Raw genomic sequence first — 20,101 nt, 5'->3', positions numbered from 1 at the left:
TCCGCTAGGCCGTCTCCGACCTGCAGGTGCCTTCAAGTCCCCATTTTTCTTGCGTTCGAGGAATCGTGATGAAACGCTCATTAGCCGTAGTCGCCGGACTGGGAATCGTCGCCGCGACGTTCGCCTATGCATTTACCAGCAACAGTGCTCCGACGGCGAAGGCTGCTGTCAAGTCGACCCCCGTACAAGCCGCTGCCGGAAAGGTCTTTCTGGTCGAGTCGGTGACCAAGCGCGTCGGTAACAAGGCCGTGGACTTCGTATGGAAGGACGGCGGAAAGAACGTTTCGTTCTCCGAACTCACGCAAGGCAAGGTCGTCCTGCTGAACATCTGGGCTACGTGGTGCGGTCCCTGCAAGCGTGAGATCCCCGACCTCGTCGAGATCAGCAAGGAAATGGCACCGAAGGGTGTTCTCGTCGTCGGCGTATCGCTCGACGAAGTCGACAACAAGCTCGCCCTCGTGAAGGGCTTCGTCGAACGTGCGAACATCTCCTATCTGAACGTGATCGATAACCTGCAGATCGCCCAGGAATACGGTGGTGTCCGCTCGATTCCCACGACGTTCATCATCGACCGCCAGGGCAACGTCGTGCAGAAGATCATCGGCATGCAGACGAAGGAAGCCTTCATGGCAGCCATCAACAAAGCGATGCAGGGCCAGTAAGCACCGGCGCACCCGATACGCGAATCGTTCCGAACGGCACGGCTTCCACGGTTTCATCGTGGAGGCCGTTTTTCGTTTGACGGTATGCCACGATCACGATATCCAGGGATATCATATGCGTCGATATCGTACAACGTTCATCGCCACATCGTGAGTTGAGACACATGTTTTTTATATGCGTCTAAATTTTCTTATGTTGTGGCGTGAAACACTTCCTCCTCGCTACAGCCATCGTTCCCCTGCTGATCGCCTGCGATGCCATCGTGCCACCGGCTCCGGCAGTACATGACGTCCTCGACGGCCCCGTCGACGGTCTCACACACGAAGAGCAGATCCGCCACCTCGCGGGCGACATCGCCTTCAACGACGACGTCTTCACCGCATCGACTGGACTCGGCCCGATCTTCGTCGCGACGTCGTGCGGCACCTGTCATGCGAGCGACGGCAAGGGACATCCCTTCACGACGCTCATCCGGTTCGGCCAATCCGACGCTTCGGGCAATCGCTACCTGGATGCGGGCGGTCCGCAATTGCAGAACAGGGCCCTGCCCGGCTACAAGCCCGAACAACTTCCCGCGGGTGCCCCTTTCTCCCGTTTCATGCCTCCGCTCAGCGTCGGCCTGGGTTACCTGGACGCCCTCACGGATGCGCAGCTCCTGGCCAATGCCGATCCCGACGACAGGGATGGCGACGGTATTTCAGGCGTTCCGAACTACGTCCACCCCCCGTCCTACTTCAGACCACGCTCCGGCAGTATGCCTGTCGATGGTCGTTACATCGGCAGGTACGGCAAGAAAGCCGCGGCCATCGACCTGCTGCAGCAGACCGTGACGGCATACAACCAGGACATCGGCATCGCTTCGGCTTACGATCCCCTCGACGTGTATTCCGGACACGACATCGATCCCGAAGTGTCGAACCAGACCATCCATGACGTCGTCTTCTACCTGCAGACACTCAAGGCGCCGACGCAACGCAATGCCGACGATACCCGCGTTCAGGCAGGCAAGAGGACGTTCGGCGACATCGGCTGCGCCTCGTGCCACGTACCGACGTTCACGACTCCGTCGACGTCGATCGCTGCCCTCTCCGACAAGACCATCCATCCGTATACCGATCTTCTCCTGCACGACATGGGACCGGAGCTCGACGATGGCTATACCGAGGGAACGGCGCTGACGTCCGAATGGAAAACACCGCCGCTTTGGGGCCTCGGCCTCGCACCGACATCGCAGGGAGGACAGTACTTCCTTCTGCATGACGGGCGCGCCCATAGCATCGAGGAAGCCATCCTCTACCATGGCGGCGAGGGAGCGAAAAGCCGGGAGCGTTACAGGCAGCTTCCCGCGCACGACAAGGAAGCGTTGCTCAAGTTTCTCGAATCACTCTAGGATCCGCCGATGGACAGGAAGGGTTTTCTGGCCTTGTGCGGTGCCGGCTGTCTGTCCCTGCTGCTGGACGGATGCTCGAGCATCAAGTATCTGAACGCCATGGTATCCGGCAATACCATGGAAGTGCCGCTGAATGAATTCGAAGTGGTCAACGATGGCGCGAAGACCTACCTCCCCGTTATCGTCGCCGGCAATGAACGTCTGCGATATCCGGTCTGCGTCTTCCGTACGAAGGAAGGCACGTTCAAGGCCCTGCTGATGCGATGTACGCATCAGGGCGCCGAACTCCAGGTATCGGGTGACCGCCTGCACTGTCCCGCGCACGGCAGCGAATTCGATAGCTCCGGTATCGTCCAGGAAGGTCCTGCCGAAACCAGCCTGCGGACCTTCCCCACCTCCGTCAACAACCGATCCGTCGTCATCGATCTGACATGAACCTGATATCCACCCTTCTCCTGACGGCCGTCCTCGTATCGACGGCCTCGGCACAGAGCGACAGCACGTTGTTCAAGCGCGTCCCTGCCGACACCGCGCAACAAGGCATGAACATGGATGCCGTCTACAACAGACCTTTTCTCCAGATGGGCGGCCTGCCCGTATCCGTCGGTGGTTACGTCGAAGCCGACTACCGGTACATGGGCTCGAACGGCGTGAGCGACGGCCACAGCTTCGGCATGCCGCGCATGACGCTCTTCGTGGCGGCATCCATCCACAGGAATATCCGCTTCCTTACGGAAGTCGAGTTCGAGGAAGGCGGCAAGGAGATCGCCATCGAGTTCGCTTCTGTCGACGTCAGCTTCGCGCCGCTCGTCAACTTCCGGGGCGGTATCGTGATGAATCCCATCGGCGCCTTCAACCAGAACCACGACGGACCGAAGTGGGAGTTCGTCGACAGGCCCGTGGCGATGACGCAGATGCTGCCCGCCACATGGAGTAACGTCGGCTTCGGGATGTACGGCAAGCATTTCGACGGTGCATGGGCGCTGGGCTACGAGGCCTATCTCACGAACGGCTTCGACAATTCCATCATCGCCAACAACCAGAACAGGACCTTCTTGCCCGCATCCAAGGCGAACGCGGAACGATTCTCGGAAAGCGGCAACGGAAGGATGCTCGTCACGGGCAAGGTGGCCATCCGCAATCAACGTGTAGGAGAGATCGGCCTTTCGTATATGGGCGGCATCTACAACAAGGTCGATGTCGACGGCCTGCAACTCGACCATGCACGCAGACTGGACGTCTTCGCCGTCGACGCGAACACGACCCTGCCCGGAATCGGAACCCGCATCGTCGGAGAGTGGGCCTGGATCATGGTCGACGTGCCCGCAACCTACACGCAGCAGTACGGTGACCGTCAGCACGGCGGATTCCTCGACGTCATCCAGCCCGTCATCGAAGGTACCATCCTCGGCTTCGACAAGGCCGTCGTCAATCTCGCCTGCCGTATCGAATACGCCGACTGGAACGTCGGGAAGTTCCGTGAAACGGGCGGGAACATCGCCGACGATCTCTGGGCCATCGTGCCTGCCATCAGCATCAGGCCTGCACGCCAGACCGTACTCAGGATCAACTACCGGAACGCGTGGCAACGCGACATCCTCGGCAATCCGGCCGTACGGACGAGCGGCATCGAAGCAGGGATTTCCACCTACTTCTGAACAGGGCATGTCGTGATCGCGAAGACATCACCATGGGCCTGAACGTGGCGAATGGTAGGTATCTTTGCAACCGTGAATACACTATCGTTACCACGGCTTTCGCAGAAACAGCGGAAGGAAGTTCGCGAACTCCAGCGCGCAACCGTCCGCGAGGAACGGCGGCAATTCGTCGTCGAAGGCCCACATGCCTGTGCTGACCTCGCAGCCAGCGGCCTGCATCCCGATACCGTCGTAATACGCGACGACGCATCGCCTTCGTCGTGGGAGCTGGCCCGGACCTTCATGGACGCGGGAGCCTACGTCTACGCCTCGGGTGCGAAGGATGTCGACCTCATGACCGACGCGTCGTCTCCACAGGACATCTTCGCGATCGTCGATTTCCTCGACGAACGTCCCGTCGGGGACCGTACCATCCTGCTCGACGGCGTCTCCGATCCGGGTAACGTAGGTACCATCATCCGCACTGCCGCATGGTTCGGATTCACCGACATCGTGCTCGGACGTGGATGTGCCGATATCTACAATCCGAAGGTCGTACGCTCCACGGCCGGTGCCCTGTTCCGCTGCAACGTCCTGCGTCACACCGACCTCGCATCCCTGCTCGCCGGAACGTTGACCGGCAGAACGGTCTTCGCGACATCCGCACGTGGCGGCGCCGAACCGGAAGTACTGCATGGCAACGAACGTTTCGCCCTCATCATCGGCTCCGAAGCACACGGCATCTCCGCAGACGTCACACGGCACGTCACACGGACCATCACGATTCCCGGTGGACACGGCACGGAATCGTTGAACGCGGCCGTTGCCGCGTCGATACTGCTCTACGAGGCAAGTAGGCCATGATGCCACAACGTCTGTACACTCCCGGCCCCGTGCGCATTCCCCAGACCATACTCGATGCCTGCGCCCAGCCGCCGATGCATCACCGTACGGCGGCCTTCATGGAACTGTCGGAGCGGATCTGGCAGAACCTGCAACGTATCTTCCTCACGAAGGAACCCGTCATCGTCCTCGCCGGCAGCAGCATGACCGGTATCGAAGCCGTGGCCTGGTCTCTCCATAAGCCGGGCGACCATGCTCTCGTGATCGAACACGGACGGTTCGGAGAACGGATCGAACATATCCTCGGCCTCGCAGGTGTGCACGTCCAGGCACTTCGCGCCCAATGGGGCAGATCCGTATCGGTGGACGACGTGATGCAGGCCATCGACGAAGCGGGAGACCTGGCCTCGATATGGCTGGTCCACAGTGAGACGTCGACCGGTGTCACGCTCGACCTCGAAAGCATCGCCAGAGCGGTCCGAGCGGTACGCCCCGACATCATGATCTGCGTCGACGCGGTGAGCAGCGTCGCCGTGCATGAGGTGAAGGTCGACGAATGGGAGCTCGACGCCGTGATCTGCGGCACACAGAAAGGTCTCATGTGCCCACCGGGCCTCGCCTGCCTGTCGCTGAGCAATCGGGCCAGGCGGCATCTCGATACGCTTCCACAACGCGTCTATACGATGAACCTGCACGACGTCCTCGCCCATCGGCGAAAAGGGCTGTTCGTATGGACGCCGCCGGTGACGCTGCTGGCGGGACTCGACGCGGCGCTCGGCATCATTCTCGAGGAAGGCATGGAACACGTCTGGGCACGCCATATGCAGGTCACGAATCGTCTGCATCGCGAGCTTGCCGGACGTGGCTTCGCACTCTTCGGTGAAGCATCGTCGCACGCGCTCACGGCCGTACTCCATGACCGATCCGAAGACATCAGGCATGCACTCGAAGAACGGCACGACATCATCGTGGCCGGTGGTCAGGATCACCTGCACGGAACGATGCTCAGGATCGGAACGTGCGGTCCTATGACATCGGGCGACATCAGGGACTTCATGACGGCATTCGACGACGTCTGTTCAACTCTCGACATCGACAGGATATGACCGATACCATCGTGATAGCGACGGGCAATGCACACAAGGTCGACGAACTCCAGGCCCTGTTCGCACGACATGGGATCGATGCCAGGTTGATACCCATGACGGCCGCCATCGGCGCCGTCGAGATCGAGGAAACGGGAACGACGTTCGAGGAGAATGCCTTCATCAAGGCACGGACCATCCATGAGCGTACGGGACTGCCCGTCATCGCCGACGATAGCGGTCTGGAAGTCGATGCCCTGCACGGTGCACCGGGTGTGTACTCGGCACGCTATTCCGGTCCGGATGCCACGGATGCATCGAACAGGACGCTCCTGCTCGAACGCATGAAGGACGTGACGGAAGATGGGCGTACGGCACGGTTCCGTTGTGTGCTCTGCTATATCGACGGATACCGTACACTGTTCTCCGAAGGCACGAGTACCGGCCGCATCACCGATATGGAGCGTGGCGGCGGAGGCTTCGGCTACGACCCGCTGTTCATGGCCGATGGCGAAACCAGGACCTACGCCGAGATGTCGCCCGAAGACAAGCAGGCCATGAGCCATCGCGGCAAGGCCGCCGCACGGCTTTGCGATAGTCTGTCGCGTCTCGATACGGAACGGCTACTTCACGACGACAGGACACCCGAAGCATCGGTCGAATACGACCATCTCATCCGTGCGGCCATCGCAGCCGCCGTCAACGATAGCGGCCTCCTGCGCCGCGTCATAGCCGATGTGGTCACACCGGACGAAGCGGACGATCTCTATGAAGTGCTCCTGCAGTCGTATCTGTTCGCAGGCTTCCCTGCCGCCCTCGATTCGTTGACCATCCTCGCCGATCATGTACGGACCGCACTGCCGGACCATCGGCTATCGCCGGCCGAACCGTTCTCCGTCGATGCATTCCGAGAACGGGGACAAGCGCTGTGTCGCAAGGTCTACGGCAACGTCTACGATCGCATGATGCAACGCCTCGATACCATCACGCCGGACCTCCGTTCATGGATGATCGTCGAAGGATACGGCAAGACACTCTCCCGCCCCGGCCTGCCCATCGTCATGCGCGAACTCTGCGTCGTGGCGATGCTCGCGGCGCTCGGAAGGACGACGCAACTGTATTCGCACGTACGTGGCGCCTTCCTCGTTGGGGCGACGGATACGGACATGCAGCGATGCGTCGACGTCGTGATTGAGGAATGCGGCAACGATGCCGCCAGCATCCTGCTGACTGCATGGAATCAGGTACTGGAGCGCATGTAATGTATCTCGCCCGCCTCATCCTTTCCGGCCTGTTCGTCACGACGGTCTCGTTCGCACAGGGCCAGTCCCGTTCGGCGGCCGTACGCGAGCTGCGTACGGATCTCGATAACCTGCTGTCCGCCCCGGAATGGCGTTCGGCGCTGCTCGGCGTCTGCGTAGCATCCACGGACAATGCCGAACATCTCTATCGTCACAACGACGAGATGTTCTTCACCCCCGCATCCACCAACAAGCTGTTCACGACGGCCGTGGCGTTGGCCACGCTCGGACCGGAATACCGCTTCCGCACGACATTGTATCTCGACGGTCGCATCCAGGAGAACGGTGAATTCGCAGGCAACATCATCGTCCGCGGTTCCGGCGATCCCACATGGAGCACGACGTTCGGCCGCGATCCCCTCGTCCTCTTCGATCAGTGGGTCGGCGTTCTGGATTCGCTCGGCATCAGATCGGTCAAGGGAAACATCATCGGCGACGACGACGTGTTCGACGATGTCGACTATGCGACGGGTTGGGCATGGGACGATCTCGTATGGTCGTACGGCGCCCAGGTCAATGGTCTCGGAGTGGCCGACAACAGTGTACGTGCCCTCATCATCCCTCCGCTGAAGCCCGGCGGTGAATCGCAGATCAGACTCGTTCCCGAAACGGACTACGTCCGTGTGATGAACGGTCTGCGCGTCGTGGACAGTACGGGTGTCACCGAAGTGAAAGCCTTGCGTGATGGTCCCACGAACATCGTCGACATCGTCGGTACGATCGTGGCGCGCCCGCGGCGGGATACCATCAACCTCCATCTCGCCGTCGAGAATCCGACGCTGTATTTCGCGAGTCTGTTCAGGGATGCCCTCGTACGCCATGGCATCCGGTTCAGGGGAGCGCTCATCGACGTCGACGACTGGAACGATCCTCTACCCTACGACAGCAGCATGCGCGTTGCGGAAACGGTATCGCCTCCCCTTTCGGATATCGTGGCCGTGATCAATCATGTCAGCCACAATCTCGGCGCCGATATCCTGTGCAAGACGATCGGACGTGAGGTATCCGGTGACGGAAGTTTCGAGAAAGGCGCCGATGTCATCCGTACCTTCGTGCAACGCAATGGTATCGGTGGTCAGGACCTCGCGATCGTCGACGGATCGGGTCTCTCGCGCCTCGATCTCTGTACACCGCAGCATCTCGTCAATCTGCTCAACGTCGCATCGCATACGCCCTGGGCTGCCGCCTACAAGGCCTCTCTCGCAGCACCAGGTGAGCCTGGGACCCTGCAACGCAGGATGGTGGGCACACGCGCCGAACGCTCCGTACGTGCGAAGACCGGCGGCATGAACAACGTTTCGACCCTTGCGGGCTACGTCACGACGCGCGACGGAGAAACACTGAGCTTCGCCGTGATGGCCGACAATACGGTCCTGCCGACGGCCATGGTCCACAACCTGCAGGACCTCATCTGCATGCGTCTGGCGAGCTTCAGCCGGAAGTGACGATTACGGCGTGACGTCCTTCCTGAGGAAGGTCGGAGCCTTGATGACCGAAGCCGATCCGAAGACGCCGATGCCATCCTTGATACTCCCCAGATTGGGATTGATCTGACGGCCACCGAACGTCAACTGCTTGAGCCAGTTGATGAAGTTCCTGTCGCCGGCATAGACGCGGAATTCATGACGGCCGAACCATTTGAACGCGCCCCATGAGAAGATGTTCGACGCCTGTGCGAAGGCGATGCGCGTACGCTCGCGTGCCAGCGGCGTATCGTCGTCGAACTCCGAGTCGCGAATGCGTCTGTTGGAGTCGGTCGTAGGGGGATCGAGGTAGACGCCGTAGCGCAATGTATCCAGACATTCCATGGCCACCATGTATTCCGTCGTCGTTGGCGGTACCGTCCACGACACCTTCAACGAATCGACGGGCTTGCCTTCGTTCATGAAGCCCGGATACTGGATCGTATCCTTCGGCGGCTTGATCCATTCGATGCGTACCGGCGTGGTCGTGACACCGGACATCGAGCGCCCCTCGACGTTGACGGCCAGATTGTAGGTCGTCGACGGCTGGATATGGATGTTCGTATCCACGGCCTCCCATGTTCCACCGTTCGAGTCGGCGACGAAGTGCAGCGGTATCGTCGTGGCACCGGTGGTGATCTCCACCATGCCGGTACGGATGGCTGCCCGTTCGTACTTGAAGGTATCGGACAATGACTGCGACCAGTAGATACGGATGCCCTTGATGGGCTGATCGACATAGAGGAAGGCCTCCACCACGACCTGCGGCGTATAGTCCTGCGGTATGGGATCACCGCAACTCGTGAGCAAGGCCGTCACTGCCAGCAGTCCCGCCACCATCAACGAACGCATGCTCTTCGATCCCTGATGCTCTCTGTTCATCTTCATGTGTAAACCGTGTTGTCGTTGTTGTGGTGGATGTCAGAACTTCAGTTCGAAGGAAATCGTGGGCAGCAGAGGCAGCAGGCGTACGTCCGTCACTTCGGGAACGGGCTTGTTCGTGTCGTAGAAACGGAACCAGATATCGCGACGCGAATAGGCATTGTAAAGATCCAGAAGTATCCTGAAGGGTAGATCGAAGAGCGTCGTGTTGTAGTTCACGTTCAGGTTGAGCTGGTGCGACGGCGGAAGGCGCAGACCCCAGCGTTGTGACGGAACGACGAGTCCGACACCGGTTTCGAGTCCTGGAAGCTGTCCCTGCAGTCGCGATGTCGCTCCCGTATAGGACTGGCCGGACTGGAAGACGAAGGTCGCCCCGAGTTCCCATCGCTCGTTGAGCTTGTAGATACCGGTGACCTTGAAGTCGTGGCGGCGATCGTACTTCGGACGGAATGTCTGCCCGCCGTTGATCTGCGGGAAGGTGGCCTCGACCCAACCAAGAGCGTAGCCAACCCATCCTGTGAACTGTCCGACCTTCTTCTGGAGGAAGAGCTCGACGCCATAGGCGTGGCCATTGCCGAGATAGAAGACGTCGCTCACCGTCCGTGCACGTGTATTGGTCTGGTTCAGTTCGTTGATGTTCCAGAGCTTCTTGTAGTAGACGTCGACGTTGAAGTCGTAATCCTCGAAGGGATGGGTCTCAACGGAAAAGATATAGTGGTCCGCGCGACCGGGCTGCACCGTCGAATCCGTTGGCAGCCACGTATCGAAGAAGGAGAAGTCCGGCGCCGATGCCAGACGCAGATACTGGTGATACATACCCCAGGCACCCTTGACGGCCACGCCTTCGAAGAGCTGATAGCGGAAGGCCAGACGTGGATCCACGGTAGCCGTCTTCGAATACGACCAGTAGTTGCCGCGCAGACCTGCCTGCAAGCTGAGGAGGTCGTTGACCTGATAATTCATCTGCCCGAAGACACTGTGCGTGTTGTCCCAGATGTCCAGATTGAAGACGGCATCACCCCCCTGATTGCTCTGCGAACCGGAAAAATTCTGGAGATAGGTGAAGTTGAAGATCGTGCCTTCGTATCCGCCCTTGACGGTCAGCTTGTCCGAGGCATACCATTCGGTTTCGGCCTTGACGGAATAGTCGACGATGCCGTTGGATATCTCGAATTCGAATCCGGCGTTGTTGCCGTTGAATCCGTTGCGGTAGCGGCTGGCACTGAGCGTGAGCGAGGAGAACAGATCGGCTCCGAAGATGTGCACCCATCGCAACGATCCCGCACGATTTCCGATACCGATGCCGAAGTCGAGATTGGGCTGGTTCAGGGTAAGATTGTCGCTCGTGAGGAAGCCACTCAGCGATAGCTTGTCGTCGTCGCCGAAGTTCTGCGTGATCTTGGCATTGACGTCATAGAAGTTGAAGGACGGGAACGGATTCTTGGGGTCTTCGGGAAGAAGGCCGAGCACGAGGTCGAGATACGTGCGGCGTCCACCGATGAACCACGAACCGTTGCCGAGCGGCCCCTGCACGGATGCGCGGGAAGAGATGAGCCCAAGGCCGACAAGACCTTCGACGTGATCGCGATTACCGTCCTTCTGCGTCACGTTCAGCACGGCCGACATCCGTCCGCCGAACTCAGCCGGGAAGCCGCCCTTCATGAGGTCCACGTCCTTGATGGCATCGGAATTGAACGCCGAGATGAAGCCGAACAGGTGGGTAGGATTGTAGACGGTCATGCCGTCGAGCAGGACGAGATTCTGATCGGGAGAGCCGCCGCGGATGAAGAGTCCCGACGATATCTGCGACGACGTCAGAACGCCCGGCAACATCTGGAGGGCGCGGAAGATGTCGGCTTCGCCGCCGATACGCATCTGGGCGATCTGCTGCATGGGAATGTTGACCTGCGACACGTTGATCTGGCGCTTGTCCTCGTTCCGCGCGGCTTCCACACTGATCTCCTTCGTCTGGACCTCGCCCGATCCCATCTGGATACGGGTCTTGATCGACTGCCCCGCCGTCACCTTGAAGGGAATCTCACGGCGGACGTAGCCGAGCATGGACACGACGAGCGTGCACTCTCCCGGAGGGATCTGCGAGACCGAGAAGAAGCCGCTCTTGTTGGTGTAGGCTCCCAGTTTCGTGCCCTTCACACTGACGGAGGCTCCCACGAGCGTCTCCTTGCTCACGGAATCCTCGACGAAACCGGATATCGTCGCCGTGGTTTGTGCCGATACAGTCGTAATGGCTCCAAGGCACAGGAGCAGGATCGTAGCTATCGTATGCCGCATTAGAATAGTGTCCCAGACGGAGAAATCGAGCGCGTCAAACGTATACGCCGCCCGTTTGTTTCAAATCTTTTTGCATCCCCTCGGTTCAGCATCCTTGTTGTAAATTTGTGATCCATCCCAAGGATAGTGAACCATGGCGATCTACATTACTACCGACTGCATCAACTGCGGAGCCTGTGAACCGGAATGTCCCAATACGGCCATCTACGAGGCCGGTGCGGAATGGGAACTCGCGGGCAACCGCTATGGCGACGCACCATCGCCCGCAGGATACGAACGGAACTTCTTCTCGGCCGAATTCTACTACATCGTTCCCGACAAATGCACCGAGTGCAAGGGCTTCCATGATGAACCGCAGTGCGCGGCCGTCTGCCCGGTGGACTGCTGTCTGCCCGATCCCCTCATCGTGGAAACGGACGAAGCACTGCTGAAGAAGAAGGACTACCTGGACAGCATCGACACCATCCGCCTGCGCAACTGATCCCTTGTTTGCAGAACTACACTTCGAACGCGGCCGTATTCGTGCCGTGTTGCCGTGCCCGACGGGCACCATCATCCGTACCGAAACCGATACCTACGACTATCCCGGATGCCACGTGCTACCGGGCTTCGTCGATAGTCACGCCCATATCGTCGGACTCGGTAAGCGGCTGACTTCCGTCTCGCTTCACGATGCCCGCAGTGCAGATGAATGCGTGATGCGTATCGCCGCAGCCTCGCCATCGCAGGGAGGCTGGATCCAGGCTATGGGATGGAATCAGGAACTGTGGGAGGATTCCCGCTATCCGTCGACGGCCATGCTCGACGATGCCATTGGCCACATCCCCGTCGTCGCGTCACGCGTCGATGGCCATGCTCTCTGGACGAACAGCGCGGCCAGACAGGCCGCCGGACTGACGGATACAGCCGACATTCTCGCCGACGATGCCATGGCCCCGATATGGACAGCCATTCCGGCACCGACTTCCGAAGAACTGAAGAACATGATCGTTGCCGCCACGGCCGAATGCGCCCGTAACGGTATCACCGAAGTACACGACATGGACGTCGATGCCGCATGGCTCGATCCCATGCGAGAACTGGCAGAGAGCGGACGCCTTCCCGTACGAGTGCAATCCTTCCTCCGGTCCCAGCACAACGAATGGGATACGTGGAACCTGCTTCCCGCCGTGGGTGAATTCCTCCGGGTATGCGGCGTGAAGATGTTCGCCGACGGAGCTCTCGGTTCCCACGGCGCTGCACTGCTCGCGCCTTATACCGATCGTCCCGATACGACGGGAACGGCCCTGCTGTCGATGCAGGACATCGTCGACCGTACCGCACATGCCATCGACGCCGGCTGGTGGTGCATCGCCACACATGCCATCGGCGATGCCGCCGTACGAACGGTCCTCGACGCCTACGAACGGATCCGGCGCCGTCCCGATGCCGGGCCGTCGGACATCATCCTGCGTATCGAACATGCCCAGCATGTCCATCCGGACGATGTCCGGCGTATGGCCGAGCTCAACGTCTTCGCCTGCATCCAGCCCACGCACTGCCTGAGCGATGCACCGATGGCCGAACGTCGTCTCGGCCGCGACCGTCTGCCCTGGGCCTATCGCTGGCGCAGCCTTCTCGATGCAGGTATCCGTATTTCCTCCGGCAGCGACTTCCCCATCGAACCACCGTCCCCAATCGAAGCCATCGATGCCTTCGTACGACGTATCCCTCGCGGCCATGACCGTCCGTGGCAGGCACAGGAGTGCATCACGCGAGCGGAGGCCCTCATGGCCTCGACGTCGTGGGCCCATGCCGCAGCCGACATGCAGTATCGCAGGGGTTCCATCGAGCCCGGCTTCGATGCCGACGTCGTCGTCGTCGACCAGGATCTTCATGCATGTCCTGACGACATGATTCTCCGTACGCAGGTGATGGCTACTTTTACGGCCGGAAAACTGCGTTACGGGAGATGATGTGAGACCAGACCTCCAGGAAGCGTTCATCGAACGCGTCACACCGGAATCCTATCGGCGTTGCAAGGACGAACTGAATGCCTGGCTCGGCATGGAGATCGGCTATCGCGTCTGCGAAATGCCCATCTTCCTCTCGTCGGGAATGCGCATCACGCTCGAACGTGCCGCCGCCGACATCGTCAAACAGTGTGTGCGTCCCGACTACGTCGCACAGTCGGACGTCACGCTCTCGCCCGAGCATACCGTCCCGCGACAGAACGATCGCCCGTTGTTCTCGGTCGTCGACTTCGCCATCTGCACCGATGACGACGGCAACTTCGTCCCGAAACTCATCGAACTCCAGGGCTTTCCATCCCTCTTCGGCTATCAGTACCTCTATGCATCGACAATGCGCGACTTCTATGGTGTGCATGACGTCACGCCGACGCTATCCGGTCTTTCGGAACAGCACTACTTCGATGTCCTGAAGCGCGCCGTCTTCGCCACGCACGATCCTGCCGAATGTGCCCTCCTCGAAGTCGACCCCGAGCATCAGAAGACGCGAACGGACTTCATCGCCATGGAGCGTTATATCGGCCTGCAGACCATCGACATCAGGTCGGTGCGCAAGGAAGGCATGCATCTCATGGCCGAGCGGAACGGCAGGACGATACGTCTCCGGCGTATCTTCAACAGGGCCATCGTCGACGAGCTCGACGACATGGGTGTGGCCCTGCCCTTCGCATGGACCGACGACCTCGATGTGGAATGGGCCGGGCATCCGAACTGGTATTTCAGGATCAGCAAATATTCCCTTCCGTTCCTGAAACACGCAACAGTACCCGATACGATATTCACGAACGACAGTACATCGATTCCGGACGATCTCAACGGCTACGTTCTGAAGCCGCTTTTCTCGTTCGCGGGAAAAGGCGTGAACATCAATCCTGTGAAGGCCGACATCGATGCCATTCCGATCGACCAGCGCGACAAGTGGGTATTGCAACGCAAGGTCGTCTATGCTCCGTGCGTCGCCACTCCGTACGGTATGAACAAGGTCGAGATCCGCATCATGCTCGTATGGTTCGACGATGCTGCCGAGCCCATGCCCGTCATGTCTCTCGCACGAACCGGGCGGGGAGAGCTCATGGGTGCCCGCTACAATGTCGACCCCTGGACCGGATCGTCGGGCTGCCTGAGTGCGCCTTGAGTATCGCATCATACCGTCGATGATGCTACTGTAACCTTTCGTCGAAGCCGGCCGTATGTCCCCTCTGTCATTTCACTACAGGAGGTTCCAATGACCCGTCGCTTCTTCCGCTCGCGCAACGATCGCATGGTTTCCGGTGTAGCTGCCGGACTCGCCGACTATCTGCAGATCGATCCCGTCCTCATCCGCGTGGCCTTCGTCCTCGCCGCCTTCGCCGACGGCATGGGTGTCCTGGCCTACATCATCCTCTGGATCCTGACGCCGCAGCAACCGTGGGCCATGGCCTACAATGCCATGAATCCAGGTTCGACGACGAACGATGACGAACGATCGACCATGCCGTTCCCGCGCGAACGGTCCGGTATGTCCGGGACCGTCGTCTTCGGTATCATCCTCATCGTCCTCGGCGCTATCACGTTGACGGAGAATCTGATTCCGCAACTCGATCTGTCGTTGTTCTGGCCCGTATTGCTCATCGCCATCGGTGTCGGACTCATCGTCAAGTCCCGCCGATCTGCCTACATTCCAACGCCATCGACCGACGAACAGGTGACGGCATGAGCACCTTGCCTACGTTCTTCGGCGCGGCCCTCGTCGGTAGTGGCATGGTCTGGCTCCTGTCCAACCTCCATGTCGAAACGGCCTGGCTCGGTCCGCTCGGCATCTGGTGGCCTGTCTTCCTCATCCTGCTCGGCATCGCCCTGCTGCTGAAGAACGAGTGGGTACGCAGGATCATCACCATCGTTGCCGGACTCGCCGTCGGCGTTCTCCTCGCAGGCCAGATGTCATGCACCGAGCATGACGATTCCTGCAGGATGCACATCGAACTGCACGACGACGCCTATTGAAGGAACGGTCGTCGATCAGGCATCCCGATCGAACATGGTCGTGTTTCGGTACTTCCCGATCCTGGATTCATCGTCCGGTATCGGGAAGTGTCGTAATACAGGTATCATGCGCTGATATAGCGGACAAGGAGTTCTGAAGCAGGTGAATCCCCGTATCATGGTTCGTGTCCAGGGAATGCTGGATTCTCATGCGAGCATCGCCACCGGAGGCCACAGCCAGTGCTGTGAAGGGAGCTATTGATGACTCGATCCCATTATCGGCACAGTTAACACTAGGGACGAGACCCATCGTCCGGATCGAACCTGTAAGCAGTGAGAGCAGAACGTCGGTTCAGCTCATCCACATACTGGAGCACGAGGTTCGAATGTTCCGCGGAAATACGGCAGAACGGGCTTGTGAAGAAAGAAGCTTTCACTCCATGATGATCACGACAGGGAGGAATCCCTCTACCAAGCCATTTATCGGCTGTTCGACTTCACCGTCGACATATTGGAACACTCCCCACATATTGGAACACGAGATCCGAAAGATACCTGACGCAGCCTCGTTGCACTGTTTCTTCCCACCCGATCGACAGCTATCTCCCCCGTCCAGGTGATAATGGCAAAGGTGACCGGATAGTATTCAAGCGGCATCCCAATGATCCGGCTTCGCCATCAACATATTGGAACACTACCACAGGGAGGAATCCCGCTACCAAGCCGTTTATTGTCCATTCGATGATGTCATCAACATATTGGAACACTACCCACACATTGGAACACGAGGTCTGAAAGAAGCTCGGCATAGCCTCGTTGATCGACTTGCTTCCGTCCGATCGACAGCTATCTACCCTAGACCAGGTGACGGCGACGAAGACTACGGGGTAGTGTTCAAGCGGCATCCCAACGATTCGGCTTCGTCATCTACATATTGGAACACTACCGGTCTGAAGGATACCCGACGCAGCCTCGTTGAGCGGTTTGTTTCCGCTCGATCGGCACCTATCTACTCTCATCCAGGTGACGGTGAAAAAGGCTACGGGACAGTATTCAGGCGGCATCCCAACGATTCAGTTTCGACATCCACATTTTGGAACACTACCCATTTTGGAACACTACCCATCCAGGTAACGGTGATATAGATTGCAAGACAGTATTCAAACGGCATCCCAATGATCCGGCTTCGCCATCAACATATTGGAACACTACCGTTGACGGGGACATCAACATATTGGAACACTACCCTACCCGGAACGCTACCCTACCTTGGTAGCCTGACCGTATCAGAGCATACTTCCAATGTATTAACGACTTTTGATACGACTACCTGTGATGCCTTTTTACTGAGTATTCTCTCAAATGGTACATCTCCTGTACTTGATACTGGAACTGGATCGTGATAGATGATCACCACCATATCCTTGTCAAGACGTAAATGCAACTCGGTATAAGATAGTGGTTCAGGATCTGCCTTCCACATATCTAGTATTGGCCCAGCAAACGTACGAACCTGCTCTATGCAGTCCCCTACTGAAGCTGACCTCTTCTGAATCTGATTACTGTAAACCTGGCACTGATTCGTACTTGTTCCGCACGATACAATGAGAAACCCACATGCCAGAGTAAACAAAGAGGTCCTATTTAACCTCTTTGTATACACTCTTATCTTCTGATGTAGTTTCATACACACGAACTCCTGTATTTTTACTGTTTATCATCTCAATAATTCTTGCACGCACACCTTGGGAGGATCCCTCCATTCCTTTTGTGAACGCAGCATTGAACTCTTTTACATCCTTGAATTGACCAAAGAATGCAACGGCTTGTTCTACTGATTCGATTTCAACCGCAAAATTAGCCCCATTAGCTGCAATGAATGAAATGAATCCTTTTGCCTGCTCTCCAAACCTCACGGCAAGATTCCCTGTCGAAAAGATATCAATCCCCCCAGGAGGAGTTCCCTCACGAGGTACGAGATCATCTTCTGATTCCGGACTAGTGTGTGTATGGATTGAACCAGCAAGACCAGGAATCAGCGGACTTCCATCAAATTTTCCACTCGTTGTTAGTCGCGCGGAAGCATGCGTCCCCGGTGTAAAGTTCTCATCGGTGACAGAAATTGCCCCACCATCTGCACGGACAATCGTTCCAGACGCTTCGCCCCAGCCCTGTCCGCTGGCTAGATACTGTGCGCCCTGTTCATACATACGACTCATATATCCAGCAATTGCTGCCCCAACACGATTGACGTCTTCGACACCAAGTCCTGTAAAATCTGTTTGAGTCAGCGGACTATTCAGGCTATAGTGGTACGGAGTAACAGTAGTGTATTTACTCCACAGCGGATCCACGGACAGAAATCGTCCATACCCTGCATCGTACTGCCTGACGCCGTAGAAGCCCAGTGCGCTCTCGTTGTCCGTCTCACGGCCGATGTAGCCCGTACGGCCCATCAGCGCTTCGTTCGGAAGATTCACGTCCTCGCCGAAGGCCGTGTACGCTCGCTGATCCGCACCATACTCCGGCGTTCCTCGTCTCACCTGGACCGTGCTCCCAAGGTGATCCGTGAAGACGATCTCCTTCGTTCCTCCTGCTGCACGCGTGATGATCCGCGTGTTCATCGGACCGTAGCTGTTGTACTCCACGGGCCACAGGAAGACGTGGTTGTTCTGAAGACACCACGTACCCTGAACACCGTTCCATACCGACAACTGCTTCCTGTCACCACCAAGACCGTAGTACACCCAGGCGAGGCCTTCGAGCTGATACTCTCCACTCGAGAGTTCGACCTGACGCTTCTGCTCACGCTCCATGAACGGAGCGTACCGGTAGCGCCAGTCGTCGCGCGGCGCCGTGAGCGCATCGGGATAGCAGCCGGTGGCGAGGTTCTGGCTCTTGATGACGGAACTTCGTGTGTAGCGTTCGACGAGGTTGTTCGCGTCATAGCTCCACGTCTCGTAGGTCTGACGGCCGTAGGGCGTGGTGTTGACGAGCAGGTCTTCCGACCGCGTACGGGTGGCGATACCGCCACATGCACATCGCTGCGAACACGGCGACGTCTTCCGACCGCGTACGGGTGGCGATACCGCCGTTCTCCGTGTAGGTATTGGCATCCGTGCGGGCCAGACCCGTCGTCCGCGTCGAGCCCGTCAGCCAGTTCGAGCAGGGTGTCGGTTCAATTCATCCACACATTGGAGCACGAGGTCTGAAAGGTGCCAGACGCGGCCTCGTTGAGCGGTTTGTTTCCGCTCGATCAGCAGCTATCTACCCTCATTCAGGTGACGGTGACAAAGGCTACGGAACAGTATCCAAGCGGCATCCCAACGATCCGGCTTCGCCATCAACATATTCGAACACTACCCTACCGTGCCGTGCTATCCTGTTTCCAATTGAAAATCGGATATGCAAAACCATATGGAATTCTAACGGCCACATACTCAAGAAGATCTCTATCCAATGGCAGCAACTTACCATTGATCATCATGAACTCTCCCCGACCAAATCCTATCGTATCAACACGATTTAGTGTTTGTCTTATAAATACGATCCTGACATCGATTTTTCCTTGCTGAACAGGCAGACCTCTATATTTACTGACATCAGCTTGTTCCATTGCCCCATGACTGTGAACAACAGTACAGTTCCTCTTCGCTGTTTGAATCAAGTCCTTAATATCATATATAACTAAATCATGACTTGTCCATGGCCTATAATAGATTGTCCCAACGAAACGCTCTCTATTCGGTTTACACTGATGCTGGCCGTATACTATCGTACAGCAACCAATCATACAGAGTATCCACATGGCTTGTAACACGATATACTTCATCATTGACGGTCTCCTGTTGGTGTACGGTCACCAGGGATATTATCATTCTTTCCTCCTCCGGTAACCTCTTTTATTTTTTTCTTACTAGCCTTCCTTGGCACTTCCGAGACTTTGCTTACGGGAGCAAGACGCGGATTAACTCCAATATGATTCCTTCGCAATGACTCACCAAGCTTTCTGGCTAGATGGTGTTCAATCTCAATGGCTCTACCCTCTTCAGCACTGGTCATCGGATCATTGAGATATTCTGTGCGATCGGCTCCCGTACCTGTCAACCAACCATGTGCGTGAACGATTTCGTGGAAAAGTATGAGTGCTGGGGATATGAACTTCCCGGGTTCAAATTCCAAAGCATGTCGTGCATCCCAAGAAATGAATGGTAGGTATCCAGGAGGCACTGCTTCGTACGCCCCATCTGCAGAGCCATACTCATTAAAATAGTTATCCTGTACGATTCCGCTACCAGTTGCGCGTAGATAGAATGTATGCTTGTCGCTGGTTTCGATATCAACGAAGTACTTAGCGAATTCCTGGCCTCCCTTTTTGAGGATATAGTCTTTCGCTTGTTCATATGCACGTCGAGAAGATTCGCCAATGAACTCTATGTGAGTGCCTCCCATATCGAGCTGAATGATCGGGTTGTTCCCAGTATACTGATACGGCGTCAGTGCGGTGTACTTGCTCCACAGGGGATCCACCGACAGGAACCTGCCATACCCCGCATCGTACTGCCTGACGCCGT

At 57.7% G+C, this 20,101-nt stretch carries 18 protein-coding genes; 13 read left to right on the top strand and 5 right to left on the bottom strand.

Annotated elements, in window-relative coordinates; translation table 11 throughout:
• The first annotated feature begins 68 nt into the window (after positions 1-68).
• From BGO89_01975 to BGO89_01940, 8 genes are all read left to right on the top strand, one after another.
• Positions 69-662, top strand: a complete 594-nt coding sequence (locus BGO89_01975) for a hypothetical protein (GenBank protein ID OJX59211.1) — start codon at positions 69-71, stop codon at positions 660-662.
• 203 nt (positions 663-865) lie between these two features.
• Positions 866-2,053 (top strand): thiol oxidoreductase, encoded by a 1,188-nt coding sequence (locus BGO89_01970; GenBank protein ID OJX59210.1) that lies wholly within the window; start codon positions 866-868, stop codon positions 2,051-2,053.
• Between the two features lie 9 nt (positions 2,054-2,062).
• Positions 2,063-2,488 carry a hypothetical protein gene (locus BGO89_01965; GenBank protein OJX59209.1) on the top strand — a complete coding sequence of 142 codons (426 nt, stop codon included), beginning with the start codon at positions 2,063-2,065 and terminating at the stop codon, positions 2,486-2,488.
• Entirely contained in the window at positions 2,485-3,711 is a 1,227-nt protein-coding gene (locus BGO89_01960) for a hypothetical protein (protein OJX59208.1), read from the top strand. The genes BGO89_01965 and BGO89_01960 overlap by 4 nt, the downstream gene beginning before the upstream one ends.
• 51 nt (positions 3,712-3,762) lie before the next feature.
• Positions 3,763-4,554 carry a hypothetical protein gene (locus tag BGO89_01955; GenBank protein OJX59207.1) on the top strand — a complete coding sequence of 264 codons (792 nt, stop codon included), beginning with the start codon at positions 3,763-3,765 and terminating at the stop codon, positions 4,552-4,554.
• Positions 4,555-4,583: 29 nt separating this feature from the next.
• Complete coding sequence (locus BGO89_01950) at positions 4,584-5,639, top strand: hypothetical protein (GenBank protein ID OJX59206.1); 1,056 nt, start codon at positions 4,584-4,586, stop codon at positions 5,637-5,639.
• Positions 5,636-6,880, top strand: a complete 1,245-nt coding sequence (locus BGO89_01945; protein ID OJX59205.1) for a non-canonical purine NTP pyrophosphatase, RdgB/HAM1 family — start codon at positions 5,636-5,638, stop codon at positions 6,878-6,880. Before BGO89_01950 ends, BGO89_01945 begins: the two co-directional genes overlap by 4 nt.
• A complete protein-coding gene (locus BGO89_01940; protein ID OJX59204.1) occupies positions 6,880-8,364 on the top strand; it encodes a D-alanyl-D-alanine carboxypeptidase/D-alanyl-D-alanine-endopeptidase in 1,485 nt (494 codons plus the stop codon). The genes BGO89_01945 and BGO89_01940 overlap by 1 nt, the downstream gene beginning before the upstream one ends.
• Before the next feature lie 3 nt (positions 8,365-8,367).
• Here the strand turns inward: BGO89_01940 and BGO89_01935 are convergent, their stop codons facing one another.
• Complete coding sequence (locus BGO89_01935; GenBank protein ID OJX59203.1) at positions 8,368-9,270, bottom strand: hypothetical protein; 903 nt, start codon at positions 9,268-9,270, stop codon at positions 8,368-8,370.
• A 33-nt stretch (positions 9,271-9,303) separates the two neighbouring features.
• Entirely contained in the window at positions 9,304-11,556 is a 2,253-nt protein-coding gene (locus tag BGO89_01930) for a hypothetical protein (GenBank protein OJX59202.1), read from the bottom strand.
• A gap of 133 nt (positions 11,557-11,689) precedes the next feature.
• On the opposite strand from BGO89_01930, the gene BGO89_01925 reads away from it, so the two are divergent.
• The 5 genes from BGO89_01925 (at position 11,690) to BGO89_01905 (ending at position 15,548) form a co-directional block, all read left to right on the top strand.
• Positions 11,690-12,037 (top strand): ferredoxin, encoded by a 348-nt coding sequence (locus BGO89_01925; protein OJX59201.1) that lies wholly within the window; start codon positions 11,690-11,692, stop codon positions 12,035-12,037.
• Between the two features lie 4 nt (positions 12,038-12,041).
• Positions 12,042-13,511, top strand: coding sequence for a hypothetical protein (locus tag BGO89_01920; protein ID OJX59200.1), 1,470 nt, complete (start codon positions 12,042-12,044; stop codon positions 13,509-13,511).
• Position 13,512: 1 nt separating this feature from the next.
• Complete coding sequence (locus tag BGO89_01915) at positions 13,513-14,700, top strand: hypothetical protein (GenBank protein OJX59199.1); 1,188 nt, start codon at positions 13,513-13,515, stop codon at positions 14,698-14,700.
• Positions 14,701-14,790: 90 nt separating this feature from the next.
• The gene (locus BGO89_01910; protein ID OJX59198.1) at positions 14,791-15,261 is read left to right on the top strand and encodes a hypothetical protein; all 471 of its coding nucleotides are present in this window, start codon (positions 14,791-14,793) and stop codon (positions 15,259-15,261) included.
• Entirely contained in the window at positions 15,258-15,548 is a 291-nt protein-coding gene (locus BGO89_01905; GenBank protein ID OJX59197.1) for a hypothetical protein, read from the top strand. Before BGO89_01910 ends, BGO89_01905 begins: the two co-directional genes overlap by 4 nt.
• A 1,619-nt stretch (positions 15,549-17,167) precedes the next feature.
• Here BGO89_01905 and BGO89_01900 read toward each other — a convergent pair.
• The 3 genes from BGO89_01900 to BGO89_01890 all read right to left on the bottom strand — a co-directional run.
• Positions 17,168-18,343 (bottom strand): hypothetical protein, encoded by a 1,176-nt coding sequence (locus tag BGO89_01900; protein ID OJX59196.1) that lies wholly within the window; start codon positions 18,341-18,343, stop codon positions 17,168-17,170.
• A gap of 548 nt (positions 18,344-18,891) precedes the next feature.
• Positions 18,892-19,362 (bottom strand): hypothetical protein, encoded by a 471-nt coding sequence (locus tag BGO89_01895; protein ID OJX59195.1) that lies wholly within the window; start codon positions 19,360-19,362, stop codon positions 18,892-18,894.
• The coding region (locus BGO89_01890; protein ID OJX59194.1) for a hypothetical protein at positions 19,359-20,101 on the bottom strand (743 nt) is incomplete at its 5' end. The genes BGO89_01895 and BGO89_01890, both read right to left, overlap by 4 nt.

The organism is Candidatus Kapaibacterium thiocyanatum (assembly GCA_001899175.1).
Lineage (GTDB): Bacteria > Bacteroidota > Ignavibacteria > Kapaibacteriales > Kapaibacteriaceae > Kapaibacterium > Kapaibacterium thiocyanatum.
Note: the sequence above shows the minus strand (reverse complement) of the source record. Positions and strands in the feature narration are given on the sequence as shown.